A 24,241-nucleotide genomic window follows, 5' to 3' on the forward strand; every position below is an offset into this window, starting at 1 on the left:
TTAAATATATGGCACCACAGCTTAATCAATGCACAAAAAAATGAGGCAACCACCTTCAAAGATGGTTGCCTCATTTTTACACTTGCATCGCTTTCTCTCTCAATGCTCTTCTTAACAACTTACCAGTCGTATTCTTCGGTAATTCTATTAAAAACTCAATGCTTTTCGGCACTTTATATTTCGCTAAATGTAACGTACAGTAATGCATTAGTTCTTCTTCTGTTACGTTCGTTTGTTTCAGAACGACGTAAGCTCGCACTGCTTCTCCTAAGTTTTCATCAGGAACACCGATTACAACAACTTCCGCTACTGATTCGTGCGTATATAATACTTCTTCTACTTCACGAGGGTATACGTTATAACCGCCAACTAAGACGATATCTTTTTTACGATCAACGATATAGAAGTAACCTTCTTCATCCATTTTCGCTAAGTCACCTGTATATAGCCAGCCGTCTTTCAATGTCGCAGCTGTATCTTCTGGTGCATTATAGTATCCTTTCATAACGTTAGGTCCGCGAACGATTAATTCGCCGACTGCGCCGACAGGTACTTCTTCCCCAAGTTCATTTACAATTTTATTTTCTACATGCCAAATATTTGTGCCAATTGATCCTGGTTTACGAGGACGATCTAGCGGGTTGAAACAAGTAACTGGTGATGCCTCTGATAAACCGTATCCTTCTGAAACAATAACGTTAAAACGTTTTTCAAAGTTTTGCAGAAGAGCAACAGGCATCGATGCACCACCGGAAATACAAAGACGAAGCGTCTTCACATCTTCTGCGCTTGCTTCTTCAAATAAATATAAATAATTGTACATCGTCGGTACGCCAGCAAAAATCGTTGGTTCGTACGTGCGACAAATACGGAATACTTCTTTCGGACTAAATTTCGGTAACATTAAAATTGTTGCCCCGTTCACAATCGGTGCATTTACCGCAACTGTTAAACAGAACACATGGAACATTGGCAGTGCCGCAACGACGCGATCGTCAGCAGTAAATTGTAAATAAGACGCAACATCATTCGCATTACTATATAAATTTTTATGTGTTAACATAGCGCCTTTTGGTTTTCCAGTTGTACCTGAAGTGTATAGGATAACCGCTACATCTTCTTCATCTAGTTCAGGGCCTTCGTATTGTAAGTCTCCAGCCCCCACAAAACTAGTAAACGTTTTCATTTTTTCGGTTTCTGTATGGTTAAAATCTGATGAGGTTTCGCATATGATGATGTTTTCTAATGAAGGAAGTCTTGTTGTAAGAGATTGTATAACAGGTAGAAGGACGTCGAGTACGATGATTGTTTTTACATCTCCATTTTGTAAAATGTAATGCATTTCGTCTGCTGTATAAATTGGATTAACTGGAATAACAGTTGCTCCGGCTTTCATTGTTCCGTATAAACCGACCAAAAAATGTGGTGAGTTCCCAACAACTAATGCGACATTGTCCCCTTTTCCAATGCCCATTTCTGCTAAATTGCTAGAAAACCTTGTGACCATTTTGTTTAATTGGTCATATGAGACCGACTGATCCATAAATATATAAGCCGGTTTATCCCCCTTCTTTTTTGCCGTTTCAGCCAAAGATTGAACGAGATTCACAAAAACCCCACCTTTATAAAATTTAGAATATTTAAAAATTCTAAATTAATTATATTAAAAGAAAATTAAAGTAGCAAGTGATATTCTATTAACTGCATATAGACAGATCACCTTCTCTTAGTTTACTTTGGAAAAATAAGGGGATTTTATTTGCAAGTAATTTATAACACTAGACCAAAAATCATTTTAGGATAATATGCACTCATCTTTTCTTTAAGCTTTTCAAGTTCCTCTTTATTTAAGTTCGTATACTCTCCATACAAATTCAAAACGTCCGCTCCATTTTCATGAAAATACACGGTAACATATAACGTCGGTAACCCTTTATTGTTTTCATCTATTGATAAGACGACATCTGGCGTTTTATTAACAGTGCTGAATGTTTCATTTCTTTTCCACTTCTTATTTTGAAACATGTCTTGTATATTATGTATCTTTCGTTTGTTATCTATATGCGTAAAATATATAACATTATCCCGCGCTGGCTTTCCGATAGATAAAAGGGTACGACTTGAGGAAGTTTCACTGTTACACGCTGCAATCCCAATGACGAATCCGAGCAATATTACAATGTGTATGACCCTTTTCATATCGATCCGCCTCCTTTTCATATATATATTCCTTTATAAGAGGCAGATGTCCTGTAAGTATACATTTTGTGGTAAATGGAATTATATCGACAAAACTACAAAAAGAAAGAGGCTGCCTTTATGGCAGCCTCCCTCATTTTTAGAAGAATAAATGTAAGAAATCTTCTGTTGTAATGTTACCGAAGTAGCGTGCGATATCTACGCCTTCTAAAGCTGCAGTGAATGCATCTTTATCGAACTGAATGCCTGTTAGACGCTCTTCAATATCATGAACATCTAGTGAACCAAAGAAGTCGCCGTAAATTTTACATTCTGTTACTGTTCCTTTTTTCACTTCAAGACGAACATCAACTTGTCCAACTGGGAAGCGGTGTGAATGTTGTAAGTTGAACTTCGGTGATTTTCCGTAGTTCCAATCCCAATTTTGGTAACGTTCTTCAGAAAGTTTGTGGATCTCTTTCCAATCATTTTCTGTTAATTCGTACGTTGGGATTTCTGTTTCTCCTTCGAAAATTGTTTCTAGAAGAAGTTGTCTGAACTCTTCTGTCGTCATTTCTTCGTTTAGAAACTCTGTAATGTTCGCAACGCGGCTACGGATTGATTTAATTCCTTTTGATTGAATCTTATCCATTTTTACTTTTAATGCTGATACGACGTGATCGATTTCAGAGTCAAATAGTAACGTACCGTGACTGAACATACGACCTTTCGTTGAGAACTGCGCGTTACCTGAAATTTTTCTACCTTCAGCTAAAATGTCGTTACGACCACTTAGTTCTGCATTTACGCCTAATTTACCAAGCGCTTTCGTTACAGGCTCAGTAAATTTTTTGAAGTTGCTGAAACTGTCTCCATCATCTTTCGTAATAAAACTGAAGTTTAAGTTTCCTAAGTCATGATATACTGCGCCTCCGCCTGATAGACGACGAACGACATGAATACCTTTTTCTTTTACGTAATCTGCATTAATTTCTTCTACTGTGTTTTGATTTTTACCAATGATAATCGAAGGCTCATTAATGTAGAACAGTAAATATGTTTCGTTAATATCTAAATTCTTCACACAATATTCTTCGATCGCTAAGTTTATTCTAGGATCTGTAATTCCTTTATTATCAATAAATAACATCGTATCACCTCATGAGTTCCATACGTAGCCACTATGCGCTAGCGTAATATGGCCACTGAAAATTTGTTTTGCTTCTGTTACTAAATCAGATGGGTTGCCTGTATGCGGTAAGTGCGTTAATAAAAGTTCTTTTACATTCGCATCTTTTGCAATACTTGCTACTTCTGTACTATTCATATGCCCTGCTTTTGCAGCCTCTTGATGTGCATACATATTACACTCACAAATGAAAAGATCAGCATCTTTTGTGAATGGAATGAATTCAGGAATATAACTTGAATCAGCGCTGTATACTACAGCATCATCTCCAGCTGTAATACGCATCGCAAAGCATGTAACAGGATGAACAGTTTTTAAGAACGAAATCGAGAACGGTCCAACTTGAAGTGTTTCTTCTGGATTGTACGCGATTCCTTTCGTATGTGGTTCATGTGTTAAAGAATGGAATCCATTCTCGTCAAACGTATGACCGTATATTGGTAATTCCGGTAGTTGCCTTGTTGTCGCACTCGTAATTAATCTCGCATATTGCAATACCCCAATGTCCGCAACATGATCGTGATGATAGTGTGACAGTACAACTGCATCTATATGAGATGGTGTTATATATTTTTGAAGCTGTGCTAGTACACCACTACCACAGTCTACAAGTAAACGAAAACCATCGTGTTCAAACAAATACCCCGACGTTGCTTCTCCCGCTTCTGGAAAGCCGCCCCAAAAGCCGACAACAGTCATTTTCATATGTATCCATCCTTTCTAAAACCGAGTAGGAATGCAGTTTTTCTCCGTACTTGAGAAAGTTTTTTACTTACATCCTACATTGTTAACTATAATCCATTTCCTAAACTTTTTCATTAATTTTCAATTTTGTTATAAAACAGTTGTTGACTTTTATTTTTTGTACTAATACAATGATAGTAAGAAATGGAAATGGAGGGATTGACATGATCGATCAACCAATGGAGTTTTTCAGAAATTTACCGACGAAAACTTGCGCACACTGTGGGAAAGAAATTGATGAGCAACACGAAGCATACCATAACAAATGTGATGACTGCGTTCACGAAGAATAGTAGTTTGTGAACATAAAAAAAACTAGCAGACATAGTCTACTAGGCTAATAACATCTTATCCTTCATCGTTGAACCTTTCACCAAGAGCTCCAGTTCAAACTCATACAATTCTTTTTTTCGATAATTTTTCGTATGGATTTTATCCATCATCAGATCGACAACTTTTCGGGCCATTTCATCAATTGGCTGTTCAATTGTCGTAATACCTGGTTCTGTAATCTGCGATAATATTTGATTATCAAAACCGATAACAGCGAGATCCTCTGGAATGCTCCAGTTATGGTGCTTCGCCTCTGAGATAATTCCAGCTGCTACCTCATCGCCTCCTGCCAAAATCGCGGTAGGATTTTTTTTGTCCTTTAATACTTCATGGAATATTCGTTTTCCATCTTCCCAAGAGAAAGCGTTTTCAAGAAAGTCAATCGCTTCTACTTGGCGGCTCTTCTCAGTTATTGCACGTAAAAAGCCCATTTTTCGCTGCTGGCTAACTAATTTGGTTTCGTTACCACGGCAAAAAATAAGATTACGATATCCTTGATCTAACACATGCTTCGCAGCTATGTATGCTCCTTGCGCATGATCAAACTTCACTGTTGGAATATTTGCTTCCTCAATATATTCATTACACAACACGATTGGACCGTGCTGTAAGTATGGCTCTACATCTTCCCACGGATTTTCTAGTGAACATAGAATAATCCCATCTACTTGTTTCGTAGATAATAATTGTAAATACTCCATCTCTTTTTCCGGTAAATATCTTGTTTGACAAATAATCAGTTTATATTTATGTTCAGAAGCAGCAATCTCGATTGCTTCAATAAATCTACTGAAGAAAGGATTTGTAATCCTTGGAACTAGCACCGCAATTGTTTCCGTTTTTTGTTTACGAAGCCTTCTCGCCGCAGAATTAGGAACGAAGCCTAAATGCTTCATTGCTAATTGAACCCTTTTTTTCTTCTCATCTGAAACATATGGATGATTATTAATCACCCTAGAAACCGTTGTCCTTGATAACCCCGCTAATTTCGCCACGTCCTCTATAGTCGACACGAAATTCTCCCCCTTTGCATGAAAACGTTTTCTTAAATTGATTATATAGTATATTATTGGAAACTGCAATATCGGTTGTTATAATTTTACTATATTAATATTATACATAGGAAAAAGTCTGTTAATGCAGGGGCAATATACTACTTTTAGAAATTTACGTTATGTACATTCCTTTTCTTAATACCATATATCCTTTATTCAATATAAAACCCCATCAATACGTCATCTCCATATGATCCATCTTCATACTTTATTTGCTTTCGTTGTCTCCCTTCTTCTACAAAACCCATACGTTTGTACACTTTAATTGCCCGATCATTAACAGAAACTACACCTAAGCAAATTTTCTCTAAACCTTTCTGCCCTTTCGCCCAACTAATAAGAAATTCAATTAATTTCGTGCCGATGCCTTGATTACAATACGCCTCTTTAATCCCCATTCCCATTGTGCCTGCGTGTTGTAACCGTTCTAGTTCATATCGGTTGAAATTTAAAAATCCAACTACCTTCCTATCTACTTCATACACGATATAAAGATTACCTTTCTCATTACTTTTCCGTATCTTTTCTCTTTCTGCATTACTATCATTCGGTAACTTCTTTGGGGATACTATGAAAAATTTTGTAGTAGTTTCCGATAATATAATTTCTTTTCTAATATTCATAATTGCTTCTGCATCAGTCTCTTTTACTAACCGTATCATTGAATCACCTCGTACTTTTTCTTTTTAAAAATAATATTAAAACTATAAAACGCCCAATATGCAATATTACATATTGAGAATCTTTTTACTCTTGATACAATATTCATATATCAAAATAAAAGGAATGTATGCAATGAATCCAATATTAACAGCTGCAAAACAACTATTACATAAAGAAGAAAAGATTTTATCTACTTTAAAATGTTCACTTACTGGCTATATGATTACGCATAAAGTCCCATATCGTGGCATGTTACTTGCTACTAATAGAAGACTTCTCTTTTTTAGCCAATATAAAAACACATTCATTGCCGAATTTGATTATGAAAAAATATTATCCGTAGAAACGAAGAGAAGAATCTTTGACAAAAAAATAATATTTTACTATGAAGATGAATATATAACACTTGGATACATTACAAGTTCGAATGTTGAAGCGTTCATAGACTTACTACAAAGAAACAGCAAGACTAGCACAGGCTTATAATCAGCGGGGATCCCCTCGCTGATTCATTATTTTAACTCCTCCCACTTCGTCCAAACTTCTCTCCCGTTTATACGGTACATATTATCCTCTCTATCCATAAACCCCTGTACAATAAATTCACGTCTAATTGTACAAAAATCATCATGATATTGTTTTATGAATGTATTAATTTCTTTTTCTGTATATTGATTTTCAGCATTTAACTTGCTAACTAAATGCTCTAACAATACTAGTTTTTTCTTCTTTTGACCTGGAATCGATTTTAAACGATCCTCTTTATCGAAAAAGTTACGAATGGGCGTATCGCGGAATTTCATTTCACTTTCAGTCATTTTGTTGTCCTCCATCGATTTTCACGCCATAAAACTTTATTATTTGTCCTCACTATTCTTCTTCATTCTTTTACTTATAACATCCATAAAGTAATACCCGCTAATTAGCACATAGTAAACTAAAAGTATTCCTAGTGCATCTTTCATATTTATATATTTTTCTTTATGAAACAAGATAGGTGAAAGGGCGTAAACAAGAAAGATGATTAGCGGATTTAAGATAAAATAATAAGTAAGATTTCCTTTCATCATATCAACTCCTCTATTCTAGTTTTCTCTGTAAATTGTTGTAAATCCTTTTCTTTCGTTTAAACTGCACATGCGATATGGTGAAATTAAGGAGAAGGATGATTATAAATGATATTTCACTCTAAAATTGATAAATTTTTCTTATCCATTATCTTTTTTGCTATTTTTCACCATAGGTGCTTCAACACTGCTTCCTCCCTTATTCGATAATGAAGCTACTACGACAGACGTATATATTCTACTATCTATTTTCTTTGTATCTTCTGGTTTCCTATTATGGAATTCCTTTTCATTTTTACTCCTCTCACCCACACTTTCTTCAAACTGACTTACCACTTTTACATTTGCAACCCATTATTCAAATTAACAAATTAAAAATGGTAAATTATGTTACAATTAACTTATACATACTTTGGAGGGTACATAGTGAAAAAAGCTATTATAGTATTAAGCATTCTATATCTTATTTTAACCGTACATACAGGAGCTGTTCTTTTAGGAAAAGAAGATTATAGAAGTGCTATCAATACATTAAAAGAAACGAAAGAAGTCTCTTCATTTCAATCTGCAAAAGACGGTGTGATTTTATTAAAAGGAGCATTAACTACTGCGCAACCTATTACAGAGGAAAAACTTCAAAATAAAGAATTCGCACTCCTTGAAATTAATACGTATAAACGACGAAAAGCAAATTGGATAAACATTGATACAGAGCAACATATTGCAAAGCAGCTCTTACTAAATAATGAGGTTCTTCCTGCATTAAAAGAAATTCGTTTTTCGATGGAACCAATTACACTGTCAGGAAAAGATATTTCCATCGAAGATTACTCACTAAAAAAGGATGATACTCAATTAACAATTAAAAGTAAAGGATACCGATATACGGGAATAGAAAACAAATCAGACACTCTTATTTTTGGCATAAAAAAGGGGGATACCCTTGAAGGGTATAGTGGTTCTGAAATTCTAATAGGAAAAACAAAAGAGGAAATTGCTAGTAATATGAAACTATATACTTTTGCTGAAAAATATGGTCCATTTATTTGGATTGTAGCTACAATTATTCTTATAAGTATCGTTATATACTTGTTCCGTAAAAACAGAAAAACAAATGAACTTTCTCAACCAATGAAGTGAAACTTTAATCAGTGGGGGTTTCTTCATCCCCCACTGATTATTAGCCCTCACCAATGGGGCTTTAATGGGCAGTTGATCCCCACCTAACTTCTTTGCTTTCGCTGAATTTTGAGGTGGGGTCTTACTGCCCATCATTAAAGCGGGATAAAACAAAACTAATAAAAAAAGCACCAAAAAGGTGCTTTTATCTACGCTTCAACCGATTGGTTTTCAGCAACATTTTTAAATTGTCGTTTGTGCATCAAAGTTAAGGAAGCGATTGTTCCAAGTGATAATACAACGATAAAGATCATGAGCATTCCTATGTTTTGCCACATGAAGTCAAAGTCTCCACTCGATACGACTGCTTTCAATCCTGATACAGAGTATGTCATCGGTAACCAAGCATTGAATGGTTGTAAAAACTTCGGAATCAACTCTAACGGGAATGTTCCAGCACTTGTTGTAAGCTGCATAATTAATGTGATGATGGCGATAAAACGGCCCGCATCACCGAATGCTGTTACTAAACATTGAATTAATGCAATAAACGCTAAACTTGTAACGATGCTAAAGAGTATGAAGTACGGAATACTTTGTACTTCTACACCTAATCCGAACAGTAATATAACATCTGCTACTATCGCTTGAATAATACCGACGGATAGTAAAACACCGAACTTACTAATAAACCAGCTAAACCCTGATTTTGGAACACCGACTGTATCGCGTAATGGGTATACGATAGATAGTAGTAATGCCCCAACGAATAAACCAAGTGATAAAAAATATGGTGTAAATCCAGTTCCATAGTTTGGAACTTCCGCTATTTTTTCCGTCTTCACTTTTACAGGACTTGCAAACATATCATACGTTTTATCCGTCCCTTTTACTTCACCAGTTTTTTCTGCTCCTTCGCCAAGTTTCTCAGCAAGTTCACCTGAACCATCGTTTACTTTTACGAGACCATCCGTTACTTTTCCTGATCCGTCTGCTAGTTTATTTACACCGTCGATTAGCTGGGTTGAGCCAGTTGATAATGTACCTAAGCCTGTTGTTACTTGACCGGAGCCGTCTGCTAATTGATTTACTCCACCTGCCATTTGATTTGCTCCTACAGATAATGTTCCTAAACCACCTGTTACTTGGCTTGAACCATCTGCTAATTTGGATACCCCTGCTGATAATGTTCCTAAACCGCCTGTTACTTGACCGGAGCCATCTGCTAATTTGGACACCCCTACAGATAATGTTCCTAAACCGCCTGTTACTTGGCTTGAGCCATCCGCTAATTTCGTTACTCCTACAGATAATGTTCCTAAACCGCCTGTTACTTGGCTTGAGCCATCTGCTAATTGATTTACTCCACCTGCCATTTGGTTTGCTCCTGCAGACAATGTTCCTAAACCGTCTGTTACTTGACTTGAGCCATCTGCTAATTGATTTACACCACCTGCCATTTGATTTGCTCCTACAGATAATGCACCTAAACCACCTGTTACTTGACCAGAGCCATCTGCTAATTGATTTATCGCATCAATTAATTGACCGGATTCATTTTTAAATTTATTTGCGCCTTCTTTTGCTACATTTAAATTCTTACCAAACCCTTGGAAATTTTCAACAAATCCTTTTTGTGCACTGGCTAATTTCTCAATACCCTCTGTTAAAGAGTCCAATTTCGCTGTATTCGGTAGTTTGTTTTGTGCATCACTTGTTTTTTGATTTATTTCGCCTTTTAATTGTTTTACTTCTTCATTTAATTTATTTGTTCCACCTGCTACTCCGGTAGATTTTTGTTGAACTGTAGCTGTACTTTTTGCAGCACTTGTTATAAATGGTTGTAACTGCTCTTGATATTCTTTCGGTAAACTCTCGATTTGCTTTTGTAAATTCGCTACATCTTGCGCTGCATTTTTTGCATCTCCTGCTGTTGATTGCGTAAGTTCATTTAACTGATTTACATTCGCCCCAGCTCCATCTATTTTCTCATTTACTGTATTCAATATAGAAGGGCCTTTCGACTGTATTTCCTCTAAACCTGCAGCAGAATTTTTCACTTTACTATTTAAATCTTGCAAACCCTTTTCAATTTTTTGAGAAGCTACCTCTAATTGGTTTTGTCCCCCAACCAGTTGTTCCATACCATTTGATAAATCAGTTGTTCCTGTTTTTAATTCACCGGATTTACTTACTAATTTGTTCAAACCACCGGTCACTTTCTCAGATCCATTACGCAATTCGCCAATACCTTTTTGCATTTCACCCGTTTTGTTATTTAACGTATTTAAACCGTCTGTTACTTTTCCTGACCCATCTACTAATTTTCCGATACCTGTTTGCATCTCACTTGTTTTACTATTTAACGTATTTAAACCGTTCGTTACTTTTCCTGAGCCGTCTACTAATTTCCCGATACCCGCATTGCCATTTAGTGCATGTAAACCATCTGTTACTTTTCCTGATCCATCTACTAATTTCCCGATACCTGTATTGCTATTTAGTGCATGTAAACCATCTGTTACTTTTCCTGATCCATCTACTAATTTTCCGATACCTGCATTGCTATTTAATACATGTAAACCATCTGTTACTTTTCCTGATCCATCTACTAATTTTCCGATACCTATTTGCATCTCACCTGTTTTACTATTTAACGTATTTAAACCTGCTGTCACTTTCCCAGATCCATCAAATAGTTTCCCAACGCCATCCTTCATCTCCCCAGATTTCCCTTGCAGTGTATGAAGGCCATCCGTCACTTTACTTGAACCATCATGCAGCTCACTTGATCCGTCGTGTAGTTTATTTGCTCCTTCCGCCCCATCTGCTAATCCTTTTGAGACGTCTTGAATGGAATCAAACATTTTCTCTGCATATGTTTTCGTTAACGTGCTTGCTACTTCACCTTTAATTTTTTCAATGGCTGTTCCGCCAATTTGTGAAGATAAGAAGTTCAAACTTTCGTTTGGAATATATTCTAAGTTTAATGGCTTCGGATCGTCTTTTAGTAACGTTGTAGCGTTACTTGAGAAGTCATCTGGAATGCGCACTAACATGTAATACTTTCTACCTTCCATTCCTTTCTTCGCTTCTTTTTCACTTACGAACTCCCATTTAAAACTTTTATTATCTTTTAAATTATCAACGAGCCCTTTTCCGACCTCAATTGGTTTCCCATCAAATACTGCGCCTTTATCTAAATTGACTACTGCAACTGGTAAGTCATCTAACTGTTTATACGGATCCCAAAAAGCCCACAAAAACATCCCTGCATATAAAATTGGTACGAATAAGACCGCAATAATTGGAATTAATATTTTTTTACTTTTTATAATTTCCGTGAACTCTTTCCGAAGTAACTGATTCCCTTTCATAATTTCTCCCCCTTTTATAAAATGACCAAAATGTTCATATAGTCATTTTTACCCAAACAAAAAGGCTATACTTGTTCATACATATGCCTTATCCCTGAATTTATTACTATGCAACTTTTTCTTATTATGATTATAATTTTTCTATATCCCCCCTTAACTTAAATATATGACCGCATTGTTCATTTGGTCATTTTTTTATAAAATTAAAAGGATTATCTTAGTTTGACAATCCTTTTAGTAAATAAAGTTCAAATAACTCTGCAATTTTTTCTTTTTCTAGCGGTTCGTGATTTTTTTCCCAATCAAAAATAAGCGATACATATAGACGAAGCATAATAAATGCTGTAATTTCTGGATCACATTTGCTAATTTCACCTTTTTCAATCGCAATTTTTAAATACGATTGAATAACAGAAACGATTTCCACATCAACTTGTTGCATCACTTCTTGTACTTCTTTCGTTCCCATATCGCGCTCTTCTTGAATTAATTTAATCATGAGCTGATGTTCTTTTCTAAATTCCAAGATGCTATATAATGCTCTATGTACATTTTCAAAAAATGAAACATCTGAACGAATTGCACTTTCTGCAACTTGCTTCATTTCTGTAATTAAATTAGAAATAATTTCACCAAATAGCTCTTCTTTATTTTTGAAAAAAGTATAAATCGTTCCTTTTCCTACATTCGCTAACTTCGCTACTTGATCCATCGTTGTTGCTTTATAACCGAACGCTGAAAAAGACTTTGTTGCAGCTTCAATAATAGAACGTTTTCGATCTATCGCCACATTGTCACCTCCAAAAATGACCAATTGGATAATATAGTCAATCAGTACATCTTTGATATTACCACACGCTTACATTCTATACAAGTTCTCTTTTTATTATTTCCAGTATAAAAGATTTCAGTCAAGTTATATCATACTGTCCATAGTGTATCAAAAAGTATACTTGTATGGAAAGCTAGAATATATTCATAATAATTGCTGGCTAGATCCCACTAGAAATTTAATAAAATAGACAGTGTTCTTAAAACTAAAAGTTTAAGAACACTGCCTTTTATTTTGACATAGAAAGTAATATTTTCTCCATTTCTTTCTTAGTTAGCTCATCATCGATTATCTCTTCGTATATCTTTGTATCTCTTGTAAAAATATCATTCACTATGACAATTTGATACTCACTATTCTTACCTTGTGCTGGTACAAACATTTTAAGGCCTCTTAACTTCCCCTCTCCATGAGAAGATTTATTATATACCATTCCTTTCCCATCTAAACTATAACTTTCTAGATTCTCTACTCCAGGCATCATATAGTGTAGCGGATCCTTACCACCATTAACATTACCATCCATATACATCCTTGACTGGTAAATTGTAAAACCATATTTTCCTTTTGTATATTCTGATTTAATAACTAATTCTACATCTCTTCCAAAATATGAGTCAGCCCATTCTCTCTTTAATTCATAACCTTCAGGTATATAAGTCGGCTGCTTAATTTGATACGGTACATGTTCTTTCGCTTCTTCTATAGTATATGTTAAAGACTTCTCCAGCTTATCTCCAAGCGGTTTTAATGTCTTCTCAATAGTAGCTAGTCTTTCTTGATCAGCTTTCTTCAAGCGTTCAGGTTTATATTCCTTTGTATCTCCATCATAATTCTCAGGCACATTTTTCTTAACCATTGCTTTTTTATGAATTTCTTGCGCTTCCTTAAATAATCGAACATACTGCTCAAATTCTTCTTTTGTAAAATTCTTTTCTGCCAAATACAAAAAATCTGTATTCTTTTTATATGACGTTATTGACATCCCCCATTCTCTACTTGCATTCTCCGGTGTACCTAATACTGTTTCTATCGCTTTTTCAAATGCCGCTTTAGATTGCTTTTTTTCTACAACTTTTTCTTTCTGTCTTTCATCTCCCTCAGTTATCCTTGCATTTAATAAAAATCCGCCCGCTATAGCTGCTATAGCAATCACTCCGAGTAAAGAAAGACGATACGATTTCTTTTGGAATTTTTTAATCATAACGATTCTCCTTTTTAGTGTTCGTTTATTTCTACTTAAATTTGCTAGGCTTGGTACTTGATAGGAATAGTGTTCTAGAAGGGTAATAATTGTATGTCCGTATGCAATTTGCTCCTCTTTATCTATGAAAGTAAGCGCATATGCATCACATGCCAATTCTTGATCTTCTCGCATACAAAAATAGGCGTACCAAAGAATTGGATTGAACCAATTTAATAGGATTAAGCTATACATAATCCAATTTACAGCTACATCATTTCTTTTAATATGAGCTAACTCATGATAAAAAACATATTGTAATTGTTGCTCATCTAATACTTTCAAATGTTTTTTTGATAGCAATACTTTTGGGCGGAAGAAACTAAACACAGTTGGACTCGCAATCTTTCCTGCTAGACGTAATGAAACTGCCTTCTTCATTTTCATAGACTGCTTACAGCGATTAAACACTGTAACGACCTGTTCATCCATAATATCCGGTTGTTTCTTTATGTAAGAATATAAACGTCTATTTGTAATAAACGTGATGGCTGCTAATACAATTACCCCAGCTAGCCACACATATAAAGCAAGTTTGTATAAAGAAAATGTAGTCTGTTTTTCCGAACTGACTTCTACTTCCGGTTCGCTAGTTTTTGTCACCATTTTAGGATTTGATTCCAATTCCACTGTACGATCGCTTTCTATGTTCACTCTACTCTCAGTAGACGGCATATTTTTTGGAATAACTTCTGATACGCTAGAACTATAAGAAAGTAATGAATAAATGCTATACGAGCTATCTGGTGACCATGGTAAAAGGAGTCTAATCATTAATACAATCCACAGCATATATTGCCATCGGGGGGGTAATTTATTTCTAAATAGAACTTTTATACATAAAATAAATCCAACTAATATGCTGGCCATAAGTGACGTTTCTATAAGCCAATCAAAAAAATGAGGAAGGTATACATTTATAAGCGTGTTTATCATTTTTATCGATCCTTCCTCTTATTCTCCTCTGTCTTCTCATCTAAAATGCGTTTCAGCTCATTAATATCTTCTGAAGACAATTTTTCCTCTTTTAAAAAATTAACAAGTAACGGTTTAAACGCTGCACCGCAAAAACGCTTTAGTAAAGATTTCGTTTCCACTTGCAAATAATTATCTTGTGATACTAACGGATAATAAGCATACATTCGCCCTTTATCTTGATGATAAGAAACGGCTTCTTTTTGTACTAATCGATTAATTAATGTGCGGATTGTTTTCGGTTTCCAGTCCATTGCATCTTCCAGTTCTTCTATAATTTCATTCGCTGTTTGCGGAGAACTCGACCAAAGTACTTTCATAATTTCTAATTCCGCTTCAGATATTTTAGGTAATTGATTTGTCATCGTATGTTTCACTCCTAAGTATTACATTTGTAATCTATAATTAAGATTACAAATGTAATACTTAATTGTCAACCATATTTTAGAAAAATCCCTTTCAGCTAAACCTTACTTCACAACAACAAAATTCCTCTTTTTCAAATAATCAAATAAAAAAACAAGAAAATCTTTACAATTAATAGTAATATAGAAAATAGACAAGTTTATCAAAATAGTGGAGGCTTTTTCAGTCATGATGCGTGCGCTTCGTTTAAATATAAAGCAAGCTTTTTGTAATCGTGTTTCTTTAATTATTATGTTTAGTGGACTAGCTCTTATTTTTATTTACCATTATTATTATGTAATTCGTTACATTGGGGATGGAACGGATGCCTTTGTAACAACAGCTGTTAAATGGATTGGATTTCGCGACAATGAAATGGATGTTTATTTATTATTAATGCCCGTTATTGCTAGTTTCCCCTTTAGTACAAGTTACAATTCGGATAAATCAGATGGTTTTAAACCGTTTGTAAGTAAAGGGATTTCTTTGTTCCCTTATTCAGTAACGAAATATATCGTTACATTCTTTTGTGGCGGATTTCTTTATACATTTCCATTCATCTTATCGTTATTATTTTGCAAATTAACCATTCCAGACGGAGAACCGACTGCTGGTTCAGGCATTATAAATGATAATGGGATGTTTGCAAACTTATATTACGAATCTCCCCTCACTTACATTGCTGTATATATCGGAATTAATTTTTTATTTGCAGGTTTAATGGCCCTTTTAGGACTTGCAGCATCTGCGTGGTCACAAAAGGACTATATGGCGATTCTTTTCCCATTTGCAGTTGCCTCCATTCCATACGTCCTGCTAAATACGATATTCCCTACAATAGGCGGAGCGCCTTTTCATTTATATGACCCAAAACAACCGTTGCATGGCATGTCTCCGTATATTTTAACGATGCAATGCACTTTCTTCCTCCTCGTTAGCTTAATCATGTATATACAAGGAGTAAAACGTGATAGAAAAAAATATAGAAGAAGGTTGCAAAAAAGAGAGCGGTGTAGAAAGGCGTTTCAAGTAATTTCAGACTAAATCATTGAACGAATAAAAGCGTAATTCCCTAAGTTAACATAGAGAATTACGCTCTTATTATCATTACATATAATCATCCTCCCCTTTACGGTGTACCTGCCAATCCCCATAAGATAACGAACACCGCAAAATAAATTGCTTTAATACCTACCACTGAACATAATAAAATAATTGCATATTTACTTAATTCTCTTCTTGCACCTATTAAAGTGAAAATAACCGCCAAACTAAATGTTATATAAGAAGCTGCTGTATGTATTAAGTTATACGTAATATCTAGATTGCTTGTAAGTCCTGTTATATCAGCTACAAACTGAAGCATGATGATCGTACTAAAAAAAATTGCAAACTGATTCATTACCTTTCCATTTATTTGTAACTGCATTGTTGTCCCCCTTATTAAAAACTAAATATTCAATCAATTTTATCATTAGATTACAAAAAAAGGAATAATCTCTTTATACTATTCTATAACGATGCAAAAAAAGAACGCTTAGTCACCTAAGCGTTCCCCACTTTAAGAAGCCTTCTTCAAATCAATTTGAGCAAGTACTGGGTCGTGGTCACTTACACGTCCGTGTTCTTTCATAATGTTTGAGTTTAAGTGTACTGGGTCTACAATTGTGTGTGGTGCGATATTGTTTGTTACTAAAATATGATCTAACACTTGTGCATTTCCTTCATGAATGTACGTGTAGCGGTTCTCTTTCGGCACTGTGTTTAACATATCTTTTAAGATTGTTCCCTCTAGTGTTTTTAGTGGTTTAGAGAATTCGAAATCGTTCATATCACCTAACACAACAACTGGTGCATTCGTATTCTTTTTCTGGATTCCTTGCACGAAATGATTTACTTCTTGTGCTAACTGAATTCGTTTGTCTTCACTCTTTAATACGAGCGGCTGCACTTTTCCAAATGGCGTTGCATCTCCTAGTTTTGAGTTTAAGTGATTTGCAACGACAACAATGTTTTGTCCTTGGAACGTAAATTCTGCCGCTAGCGGTTTACGTGTACTTTCAAACAATAGATTTTCGTCTCCAATACGAACAACATTTTTATCAAGTAACTTTGGTACCGTCGCTAATTTCACGCGTGATGGATTATAGAAGAAGCCGACGCGAATATTCGCTCCTGGTGCTCCTCCGTCTTGATTATTGTTTGGAGCGATTTCTACATACTCATACTTCGGTCCACGAATTTCTAGAACTGCATCAATGATACGTTTTGCGCTTAATGACGCATCTGTTGTACCGTCATTAATTGATCCGTTATTATCTTGCATTTCCTCTACACCGATAATATCTGGCATTTTTAAGTTGTATTTAATAGAATACGCTAACGCTTTTACCTTTTCATCTGTTGTTTCTTTTTTATTCGCTGAGAAGTTTTCAATGTTATATGTAGCAACCGTTAACTTATCAAGACGTGGCTGAATATTTGCGCCTACTTGCTTAAATCCACCATCCACTACAGCTGGCAGTTCTGTTATTGGCGAAATACGGAAAGAACCGTAATCATATCCTACTACCCCTGTTATATCTCCAGTGAAAGTATCTCCTACTTTTGCTACATAATCGCGAGGTACTTTTACAGAAAGACGCTCTGGGTTTAATTGATTTTCATCTAATAGAGGTGTCCCATATTGTGTTACTATTTTATCTCCACCATTTTTTACTGTTACATATAAATTCCCGTTTTTCTGAGGTGTAATAATTTTTGGTGTTGGCATCGTAACACGCATACCTTCTATACTTTCATAGAAGTCGATTGCATCTTCATTTGGATCAAATAAACCAAATGCATCATTATCAATAATCTGGTCCGGGATTTTCACACCGTTTTCTCCAAGTACAATCGGTGCCGGCAAAGATTGATCTTTTGCGATTACAGCAACGCGACTCGCCTTAATTTCTGTCGTCGTTAAGTCTGTTTCAAATCGCTCTGCATATCCTGCTCCTACATATTCTTCTACTACTCCATCAACTTGAATAAGATCTCCTACTGCTACATTCGCATCTTTTTTATATACGTACATACCTTCTGAAGTAGCTGGATCATTATCTGGCTGATTATCTTCTATATAAAAGCCGTTTTTATCAAGCGCTGTGACAACGCCTTCCACATTGTTTACTTTCTTCCCGTTGTAAGGAGACATATGTGATTTTCCTTGAATGTCATGAATACGAACCTGTTCATTATTTACGATAATAAATGAAAATGTCGAAATTGCTGAAGAAGTAAGTCCTTCTTTTTCTGCGATTGCTTTCACTACACTATTTTCATTCACTATAATTTGTCCATTATAACGAACGCTTTTATTAGTAGGATTAGAGCCATCTAACGTATAGTAGATTGTTGCGCCTTCTGTATTCGTCGTTAATGTTACCGCTGTTCCTTTAGCAACTTCTCCGCCGTTCGGCGAAGCTACTACATCGCTAACACGATTTTGTCCTTCACCTTGAAACTTATAAGCTGTTACTGATTTTAGACCTGGGTTACTAAAATATAATTCAAGAGTCCCAGTCAAACTAACTTTCTTCCCGATATTTTCAGGGTGATCTTTTACATTCACTGCCGTTCTCACATCACCTTTTGGCAACTGAACGGGCATGATTTTGTCTGGATTCGTTTCGTTTGGCGAATCTGCAATTGCTACGTTTGTATCATCAAACTTAGCTGGATCCTTCGTATATTTAGAAGAACTTTGCGTATATCCAACAATATATCCTTCCACAATCCCCTTCGTTTTCCCTTGCTGCTTAAATACTTGAATTGCTTTTTCTACTGACATAGAAGCAGTTTCTTCTGCTTGCGCTAAAGTTCCAGTAAATGAAAGCAATAGCAAGAATGATAAAAAGACGCTTAACAATTTCTTCACAGCCATTTTCCTCTCCCTATTTCATATTTTCTCAGCATTTCTATCATAACAAATGATTCGTTATATAGAACTATTTTTCGACAAATTTTACAAAAGATTTATTTAATTTACAAGCTTTCAAACTATAATACAAAATAATAATTTTACACCTTCTACAAATGCACTCTATAATGTTAGAGAGAGAAAACAGAAAATATCGATATTTGATTGGCATGTAAAATGGATTCATTTGAATAGGAGTGATTGGATGGAAGTGCAAACAGAAACATACCGCGCAGCTATGAATGGAACATTAGAACGTCATTTTTCAGATATGATTGCTGTTATACCAACTAGAATTACAATTGAGCAGTTAAAACACCGACTAGAAATTATCGCTACTAAAGTTGATGAGTTAAAAATTGTTTATAGTGATGAGAAAAGCCTTATTGTTGAATTACATATGGGTGAAACAGTCATACCGTATGAACTGCATATTGATGAGGCGAACGACCCAGAAGAATATAAAATGTATAATAGACAAGATTCTACAATTGTAGATCGTAATTTTGAAGATGTGGCTTTCGGCACTGAAATTTTCACTCGTACGCTATTTGTAGGCGATGTACTGGACTGCTTTTTCCAGCAGTTACAGTTTTTATGGAATCTCGCCCCAGATTTGTTATTTGTAATAGATTCAAGTGCAGCAATGAAAGTGATATCTAGAAGCTATATTGAATATCACGTTGAAAATGAATTATTACCTGACATTCCTGACTTGTACGTTATTCATTCTGTTTATGAAGACGATAAAGATGATGAGCCTACGCAATATTGGTTTCATACACATGGTCTTTTAAGAGCAGGCGTAACTGAAATAGAGTTAATTATTCCAAATCGCATTTCTTCCTACTACGGCATTGGCGATCTCTTTCAAACATTTGCTAATAATGCCGTTGAGAATGGACAAGTCCCTATGAATGAGCCTATCGTTATCGCACATAGTCAGCAAGGTTCTATACATACAGTCGCTGTTCCGTGGGAAAAAGGATTATCTTATATAGGGCATAAAACGAGTATGGACCAATTATCTTCAATCGAGGATGAAGAAGTGAAACTACAACCAATAGATGCACAAAATACATTCTTAGGCGGAATGGATGCCCGAGATGAATACCATCAATCTCCATCCGTTCTCTTATTCAAATTTAATACTTCAGAAGAATATATTGAAAGTTTTTTCAAAGAACACAAGGAAGCTACAGGGCTCATGTTCTATAAAACAAATAGTGAAACGGCTCGTATGGCTTACAATGCGAAAAATACTTTCGGGTATTTCAGCAACATTTTTCATATTGAACAATCAAATGAAGATTTTCGTTTCCTTGCTAAGTTTGGTGTCTCCTACGAAGAAGGAAAAAGTGAACATATGTGGTTTGAAATGCAAAACATTACGGAAGATTTCATTCAAGGAATACTCATTAATGAACCATATTTTATAAAAGATATGAGTGAAGGAAATAGTTATCATTTAGATTTTGATAACTTAACAGAGTGGGTTATTTATGCAGGAGATGCCGTTATAAAGCCAAATAACTTATATATGTTTATTGGCGAATAAATATTTTATATAATAAACGAAACGCCTTCAATATGATTGAAGGCGTTTCTTATAGTTTATTGTGCGATTAATTCAGCATCTATTACTTTCTCCAAATGAGATAATACACGCTTTGCAGCTTCCTCACCTTGATTAATACAATCTGGAAGTCCAGCACCAGCATAGGAGCTACCTGCCAAATATATACCAGGTAACTCTTTCTCCATAAATGTTGTGAGCTTTTTCATTCGCTCGTTATGACCTACTGTATATTGGGGCATCGCTTCTTTCCAGCGACTTACGATTGTAAACTCTGGATCCTCTGTAATATCCATCGTCTTTCTTAAATCTTCTAGTACAAGCTGAACGAGTTCTTCTTCAGTTTGTTCTACAACCGCTTCATCACCAGCACGTCCAACGTAACAGCGAAGGAGTGTTTTTCCTTCTGGCGTTGTATGTGGCCATTTTTTATGCGTCCACGTACATGCTGTAATGGTGTAATCGCTATTTCGTGATACGACAAATCCTGTACCATTAATATCGCGCTGGATTGCGGACTTTTGGAAAGCAAGTGCGACATTCGCAACGGATGTGGATGGAATATTACGGAAGAAACGAAACTGCTTGTACTGAGCAAACATGGACGGCAATACTTTATGCGAAGTTGCCACTACGATGGCGTCCGCTTCTATTTCTTTTCCGTTACTAAGAGTAATCGTATAACCATCACCCTGTTTTGCAACTTTTTCAATGCGAGTTCCCTTTATTATCGTACCTTCATGCATCTTTGCTTCGAGAGATTTTACGATAGATTCTAAACCAGTTTTCACTGTTTGGAAGATTCCTTTTTTCGGTTCAGCTTTCTCTTCTTTCGAAGCGAGCGTACGCATACCGAGTGAAATACTGCGATGTTTCTGCTCAATTTGATACATTTGCGGGAATGTTGACATTAAGCTCATTTCATCAATATCCCCTGCATAAATACCTGATAGTAACGGTTCTATTAAGTTTTCAACCACTTCATTTCCAAGACGATGTCTGAAAAATTGTCCGAGTGATTGGTCAGATACTGGCTTTGACCTCGGCATTAATAGATCAAAACCAGCTCTTAATTTACCAATTGGGGAGAACAGCCCGGAAAATAGAAACGGCGTAATTTGCGTTGGAATTCCCATCATTGATCCGCTCGGCATTTTATGTAACCGATTGTTTACGAGGATAAATGATTGACCGGCTTGATTATTTACAACTTCATCGCCAAGACCTAATTCTTTCACTAATCTAGCTGCACTTTCTTTTCGTGCTAAGAAAGAATCCGGTCCGCGCTCAATTGTAAATCCATCTTTTCGAACGGTTTGAATTTTTCCGCCAAGTTTACCCGATGCTTCTATAAGTAATGTATCAATCGGCAAGTTTTTTTCATGAATATTTTTTTGTAAATTATACATTGCTGTTAATCCAGTAATACCTCCGCCGACGATCACAACTTTTTTCCTCAAGCAGGCTCCCCCTTTCTTCTTACAGTACAGATTCTTTTTTCTTTAATACAACATCTGTTAAACAATCAATAAATGCGTCCGATGCATTTGGCATTTCTGGACGATAATATTTCGCACCAATTTCATCCGTTACAACTTTACACTCAAAGTCGTTGTCATATAAAACTTCTAAATGTTCCGCAACAAATCCAACTGGTGCATATACGAATGAAGTATAACCGTGCTTTTCATTTAGTTCTCTCGTTAAATCTTGTACATCTGGACCAATCCAAGGATCTGGTGTGTTTCCTGCACTTTGCCAGCCTACTGCATAGTTTGCTACTTCCGCTCCGCGCGCGATATAATCCGCTGTTTCATTTAATTGATCTGGATATGGATCGCCCATTGCAATAATTTTCTCTGGTAGGCTGTGTGCAGATACGATTAGTACTGCTTTTTCACGCTCTGCATCTGACATACCGTTATATATAACTTTCACTGCATCGACCCAGTACTGGATGAATTTCGGCTCTTTATACCAGCTATCAATACCGTGAATTGTTAAGTTTCCAAGTTTCTCAGCTTCTTCTTGTGCTCGTCCAACGTATGATTTCACGCTAAAAGTAGAATAGTGAGGTGCAAGAACAAGTGCGATTGCATCTTGTATTCCGTCGTTATGCATATCTTTCACCGCATCTTCAATAAACGGTTCAATATGTTTTAAGCCAAGATACATATGGTACTCTACTTCATCTTGTACTTCATTTAAACGCTTCTCTAACTTCTTAGCTTGCTCTAATGTAATAGTAGCTAAAGGAGAAATACCACCAATTGCACGGTAACGCTCTGTTAAATCTTCCAGCATTTCAGGACTTGGCTTTCTTCCTCTGCGAATATGTGTATAGTAACGTTCAATATCTTCTTCTTTATATGGCGTTCCGTATGCCATTACAAGCAAACCAATTTTCTTTTTCATACAGCAATTCTCCTTTACTTCGCTAACTGCCCTTTAGAGTATTCATGAATAAATGTAGTTAAACGTTTTAATGTATCTGGATTTACTTCTGGGAATACACCGTGACCTAAGTTAAAGATATAACCCGGCTGTTTCATCCCTTGATCTAAAATACCTTTTACATGTTCTTCAATAACAGACCATGGTGCAAGTAAGAATGAAGGGTCCATATTACCTTGTACCGCCTTATGAACGCCACGTGCACGTGCTTCTTCAATCGGTAAGCGCCAGTCTAAGCCGACTACATCAAGCGGTAAGTCGTGCCACTCATTCACTAAGTGTGCAGCTCCTACGCCGTGCATAATCATCGGTACACCCATCTTACGAACTTCTGCAAAAATACGCTCCATTGCTGGTTTAATAAATACGCGATAATCTGCTACATTTACTGTTCCAACCCAAGAATCGAAAATTTGAACTGCTTTTGCTCCTGCGTTAATTTGCGCTTTTAAATATGTAATAACCATATCTGCTAGTTTATCCATTAAAGCGAACCAAGCTTTTGGCTCTGCATACATGAACGCTTTCGTATTATGGTAGTTACGAGATGGACCGCCTTCAATCATATAGCTCGCTAATGTAAATGGAGCTCCTGAAAAACCGATTAACGGTACGTCTAACATTTCTGTCGTTAATAAACGAATTGTATCTAGTATGTACGGTACGTCATCTTCTGGATTGATTTCCCCTAGTTTTTCTACGTCTTGTAAAGAACGGATTGGATTATCAATAACTGGGCCAATACCTGATTTAATTTCTACATCCACACCAATTGCAGGTAGTGGTGACATAATATCTTTATAAAGAATTGCTGCGTCTACGTTATATTGATCAACCGGCAATTTTGTAACGTAAGCACATAACTCTGGATTGTGTGTAATTTCAAATAAAGAATACTTTTCTTTAATCTTTCTATATTCCGGCTGTGAACGACCTGCTTGACGCATATACCATGCTGGTACATAATCGGTACGTTCCCCCCTACATGCTTTTAAAAATGTCTCATTTATAGTTCTTACCAAGACCCTTGCTCCCTTCCTTACCAATGCTTCGAATACGTTCGATAT

General features: G+C 35.8%; 23 protein-coding genes. 5 read left to right on the forward strand and 18 right to left on the reverse strand.

Annotated features, from left to right (window positions below):
• Positions 1-76 precede the first annotated feature (76 nt).
• The 4 genes from BUA87_RS11975 to BUA87_RS11990 form a co-directional block, all read right to left on the reverse strand.
• The gene (locus BUA87_RS11975) at positions 77-1,609 is read right to left on the reverse strand and encodes a fatty acid--CoA ligase family protein (protein ID WP_053565058.1); all 1,533 of its coding nucleotides are present in this window, start codon (positions 1,607-1,609) and stop codon (positions 77-79) included.
• 161 nt (positions 1,610-1,770) lie between these two features.
• The gene (locus BUA87_RS11980) at positions 1,771-2,199 is read right to left on the reverse strand and encodes a hypothetical protein (protein WP_072939757.1); all 429 of its coding nucleotides are present in this window, start codon (positions 2,197-2,199) and stop codon (positions 1,771-1,773) included.
• A gap of 139 nt (positions 2,200-2,338) precedes the next feature.
• The gene (locus BUA87_RS11985) at positions 2,339-3,328 is read right to left on the reverse strand and encodes a lipoate--protein ligase (protein WP_029442085.1); all 990 of its coding nucleotides are present in this window, start codon (positions 3,326-3,328) and stop codon (positions 2,339-2,341) included.
• A 9-nt stretch (positions 3,329-3,337) separates the two neighbouring features.
• Positions 3,338-4,072, reverse strand: a complete 735-nt coding sequence (locus BUA87_RS11990) for an MBL fold metallo-hydrolase (RefSeq protein ID WP_000784690.1) — start codon at positions 4,070-4,072, stop codon at positions 3,338-3,340.
• 203 nt (positions 4,073-4,275) lie between these two features.
• Here BUA87_RS11990 and yhfH point away from each other — a divergent pair, with 203 nt between their 5' ends.
• Positions 4,276-4,404 carry a protein YhfH gene (gene yhfH / locus BUA87_RS11995; protein ID WP_000567010.1) on the forward strand — a complete coding sequence of 43 codons (129 nt, stop codon included), beginning with the start codon at positions 4,276-4,278 and terminating at the stop codon, positions 4,402-4,404.
• Between the two features lie 39 nt (positions 4,405-4,443).
• Here yhfH and BUA87_RS12000 read toward each other — a convergent pair whose 3' ends face one another.
• Both BUA87_RS12000 and BUA87_RS12005 read right to left on the reverse strand, forming a co-directional pair.
• The gene (locus tag BUA87_RS12000; protein WP_000103711.1) at positions 4,444-5,457 is read right to left on the reverse strand and encodes a LacI family DNA-binding transcriptional regulator; all 1,014 of its coding nucleotides are present in this window, start codon (positions 5,455-5,457) and stop codon (positions 4,444-4,446) included.
• A gap of 194 nt (positions 5,458-5,651) precedes the next feature.
• A complete protein-coding gene (locus BUA87_RS12005) occupies positions 5,652-6,161 on the reverse strand; it encodes a GNAT family N-acetyltransferase (protein ID WP_000620473.1) in 510 nt (169 codons plus the stop codon).
• A 133-nt stretch (positions 6,162-6,294) separates the two neighbouring features.
• On the opposite strand from BUA87_RS12005, the gene BUA87_RS12010 reads away from it, so the two are divergent.
• Complete coding sequence (locus tag BUA87_RS12010) at positions 6,295-6,648, forward strand: PH domain-containing protein (protein ID WP_001068222.1); 354 nt, start codon at positions 6,295-6,297, stop codon at positions 6,646-6,648.
• Between the two features lie 26 nt (positions 6,649-6,674).
• Here the strand turns inward: BUA87_RS12010 and BUA87_RS12015 are convergent, their stop codons facing one another.
• The 3 genes from BUA87_RS12015 to BUA87_RS31315 form a co-directional block, all read right to left on the reverse strand.
• Complete coding sequence (locus tag BUA87_RS12015; protein WP_071714121.1) at positions 6,675-6,980, reverse strand: DUF2087 domain-containing protein; 306 nt, start codon at positions 6,978-6,980, stop codon at positions 6,675-6,677.
• Positions 6,981-7,019: 39 nt separating this feature from the next.
• Positions 7,020-7,232: a hypothetical protein gene (locus BUA87_RS12020; protein ID WP_002093902.1), complete on the reverse strand. Its 213-nt coding sequence runs from the start codon at positions 7,230-7,232 to the stop codon at positions 7,020-7,022.
• 138 nt (positions 7,233-7,370) lie between these two features.
• Complete coding sequence (locus tag BUA87_RS31315; RefSeq protein WP_000254585.1) at positions 7,371-7,565, reverse strand: hypothetical protein; 195 nt, start codon at positions 7,563-7,565, stop codon at positions 7,371-7,373.
• A 51-nt stretch (positions 7,566-7,616) separates the two neighbouring features.
• On the opposite strand from BUA87_RS31315, the gene BUA87_RS12030 reads away from it, so the two are divergent.
• On the forward strand, positions 7,617-8,369 hold the full coding sequence (locus BUA87_RS12030) for a hypothetical protein (RefSeq protein WP_003283506.1): 753 nt from the start codon (positions 7,617-7,619) through the stop codon (positions 8,367-8,369).
• A 188-nt stretch (positions 8,370-8,557) separates the two neighbouring features.
• On the opposite strand, the gene BUA87_RS12035 is transcribed toward BUA87_RS12030, so the two are convergent.
• From BUA87_RS12035 to BUA87_RS12050, 4 genes are all read right to left on the reverse strand, one after another.
• Positions 8,558-11,725, reverse strand: a complete 3,168-nt coding sequence (locus BUA87_RS12035; RefSeq protein WP_072939760.1) for a YhgE/Pip family protein — start codon at positions 11,723-11,725, stop codon at positions 8,558-8,560.
• A 217-nt stretch (positions 11,726-11,942) separates the two neighbouring features.
• Complete coding sequence (locus BUA87_RS12040; protein WP_000963381.1) at positions 11,943-12,515, reverse strand: TetR/AcrR family transcriptional regulator; 573 nt, start codon at positions 12,513-12,515, stop codon at positions 11,943-11,945.
• 271 nt (positions 12,516-12,786) lie between these two features.
• On the reverse strand, positions 12,787-14,736 hold the full coding sequence (locus BUA87_RS12045) for a M56 family metallopeptidase (protein WP_000611128.1): 1,950 nt from the start codon (positions 14,734-14,736) through the stop codon (positions 12,787-12,789).
• A gap of 2 nt (positions 14,737-14,738) precedes the next feature.
• On the reverse strand, positions 14,739-15,140 hold the full coding sequence (locus BUA87_RS12050) for a BlaI/MecI/CopY family transcriptional regulator (protein ID WP_000184509.1): 402 nt from the start codon (positions 15,138-15,140) through the stop codon (positions 14,739-14,741).
• Between the two features lie 229 nt (positions 15,141-15,369).
• On the opposite strand from BUA87_RS12050, the gene BUA87_RS12055 reads away from it, so the two are divergent.
• On the forward strand, positions 15,370-16,224 hold the full coding sequence (locus BUA87_RS12055; RefSeq protein WP_000984164.1) for a hypothetical protein: 855 nt from the start codon (positions 15,370-15,372) through the stop codon (positions 16,222-16,224).
• A gap of 85 nt (positions 16,225-16,309) precedes the next feature.
• Here BUA87_RS12055 and BUA87_RS12060 read toward each other — a convergent pair whose 3' ends face one another.
• Together BUA87_RS12060 and BUA87_RS12065 are read right to left on the reverse strand one after the other, a co-directional pair.
• Complete coding sequence (locus tag BUA87_RS12060) at positions 16,310-16,609, reverse strand: hypothetical protein (protein ID WP_001176842.1); 300 nt, start codon at positions 16,607-16,609, stop codon at positions 16,310-16,312.
• A gap of 132 nt (positions 16,610-16,741) precedes the next feature.
• Complete coding sequence (locus BUA87_RS12065) at positions 16,742-19,108, reverse strand: DUF6359 domain-containing protein (RefSeq protein ID WP_000279285.1); 2,367 nt, start codon at positions 19,106-19,108, stop codon at positions 16,742-16,744.
• Positions 19,109-19,349: 241 nt separating this feature from the next.
• Here BUA87_RS12065 and BUA87_RS12070 point away from each other — a divergent pair, with 241 nt between their 5' ends.
• Complete coding sequence (locus BUA87_RS12070; RefSeq protein ID WP_072939763.1) at positions 19,350-20,702, forward strand: DUF4026 domain-containing protein; 1,353 nt, start codon at positions 19,350-19,352, stop codon at positions 20,700-20,702.
• A 56-nt stretch (positions 20,703-20,758) separates the two neighbouring features.
• Here BUA87_RS12070 and hemY read toward each other — a convergent pair whose 3' ends face one another.
• From hemY to hemE, 3 genes are read right to left on the reverse strand one after another with little or no spacing between them, the layout of a single operon-like run.
• Positions 20,759-22,180 carry a protoporphyrinogen oxidase gene (gene hemY, locus BUA87_RS12075; RefSeq protein ID WP_072939766.1) on the reverse strand — a complete coding sequence of 474 codons (1,422 nt, stop codon included), beginning with the start codon at positions 22,178-22,180 and terminating at the stop codon, positions 20,759-20,761.
• Positions 22,181-22,199: 19 nt separating this feature from the next.
• Positions 22,200-23,135: a ferrochelatase gene (gene hemH / locus BUA87_RS12080; protein WP_071714114.1), complete on the reverse strand. Its 936-nt coding sequence runs from the start codon at positions 23,133-23,135 to the stop codon at positions 22,200-22,202.
• Between the two features lie 14 nt (positions 23,136-23,149).
• Entirely contained in the window at positions 23,150-24,196 is a 1,047-nt protein-coding gene (gene hemE / locus BUA87_RS12085) for a uroporphyrinogen decarboxylase (RefSeq protein WP_000252605.1), read from the reverse strand.
• Positions 24,197-24,241: the final 45 nt, after the last annotated feature.

It is taken from the genome of Bacillus sp. bc15, from assembly GCF_900142585.1.
GTDB classification, from domain to species: domain Bacteria; phylum Bacillota; class Bacilli; order Bacillales; family Bacillaceae_G; genus Bacillus_A; species Bacillus_A cereus.

Bases quoted from the DNA above. Each gene is read 5' to 3' on its own strand.
- BUA87_RS11980 (WP_072939757.1), bottom strand. From the start codon at position 2,199: ATGAAAAGGGTCATACACATTGTAATATTGCTCGGATTCGTCATTGGG.
- BUA87_RS11985 (WP_029442085.1), bottom strand. From the start codon at position 3,328: ATGTTATTTATTGATAATAAAGGAATTACAGATCCTAGAATAAACTTA.
- BUA87_RS11990 (WP_000784690.1), bottom strand. From the start codon at position 4,072: ATGAAAATGACTGTTGTCGGCTTTTGGGGCGGCTTTCCAGAAGCGGGA.
- yhfH (WP_000567010.1), top strand. From the start codon at position 4,276: ATGATCGATCAACCAATGGAGTTTTTCAGAAATTTACCGACGAAAACT.
- BUA87_RS12005 (WP_000620473.1), bottom strand. From the start codon at position 6,161: ATGATACGGTTAGTAAAAGAGACTGATGCAGAAGCAATTATGAATATT.
- BUA87_RS12010 (WP_001068222.1), top strand. From the start codon at position 6,295: ATGAATCCAATATTAACAGCTGCAAAACAACTATTACATAAAGAAGAA.
- BUA87_RS12015 (WP_071714121.1), bottom strand. From the start codon at position 6,980: ATGACTGAAAGTGAAATGAAATTCCGCGATACGCCCATTCGTAACTTT.
- BUA87_RS12020 (WP_002093902.1), bottom strand. From the start codon at position 7,232: ATGATGAAAGGAAATCTTACTTATTATTTTATCTTAAATCCGCTAATC.
- BUA87_RS12030 (WP_003283506.1), top strand. From the start codon at position 7,617: ATGTTACAATTAACTTATACATACTTTGGAGGGTACATAGTGAAAAAA.
- BUA87_RS12035 (WP_072939760.1), bottom strand. From the start codon at position 11,725: ATGAAAGGGAATCAGTTACTTCGGAAAGAGTTCACGGAAATTATAAAA.
- BUA87_RS12045 (WP_000611128.1), bottom strand. From the start codon at position 14,736: ATGATAAACACGCTTATAAATGTATACCTTCCTCATTTTTTTGATTGG.
- BUA87_RS12050 (WP_000184509.1), bottom strand. From the start codon at position 15,140: ATGACAAATCAATTACCTAAAATATCTGAAGCGGAATTAGAAATTATG.
- BUA87_RS12055 (WP_000984164.1), top strand. From the start codon at position 15,370: ATGATGCGTGCGCTTCGTTTAAATATAAAGCAAGCTTTTTGTAATCGT.
- BUA87_RS12060 (WP_001176842.1), bottom strand. From the start codon at position 16,609: ATGCAGTTACAAATAAATGGAAAGGTAATGAATCAGTTTGCAATTTTT.
- BUA87_RS12065 (WP_000279285.1), bottom strand. From the start codon at position 19,108: ATGGCTGTGAAGAAATTGTTAAGCGTCTTTTTATCATTCTTGCTATTG.
- BUA87_RS12070 (WP_072939763.1), top strand. From the start codon at position 19,350: ATGGAAGTGCAAACAGAAACATACCGCGCAGCTATGAATGGAACATTA.
- hemH (WP_071714114.1), bottom strand. From the start codon at position 23,135: ATGAAAAAGAAAATTGGTTTGCTTGTAATGGCATACGGAACGCCATAT.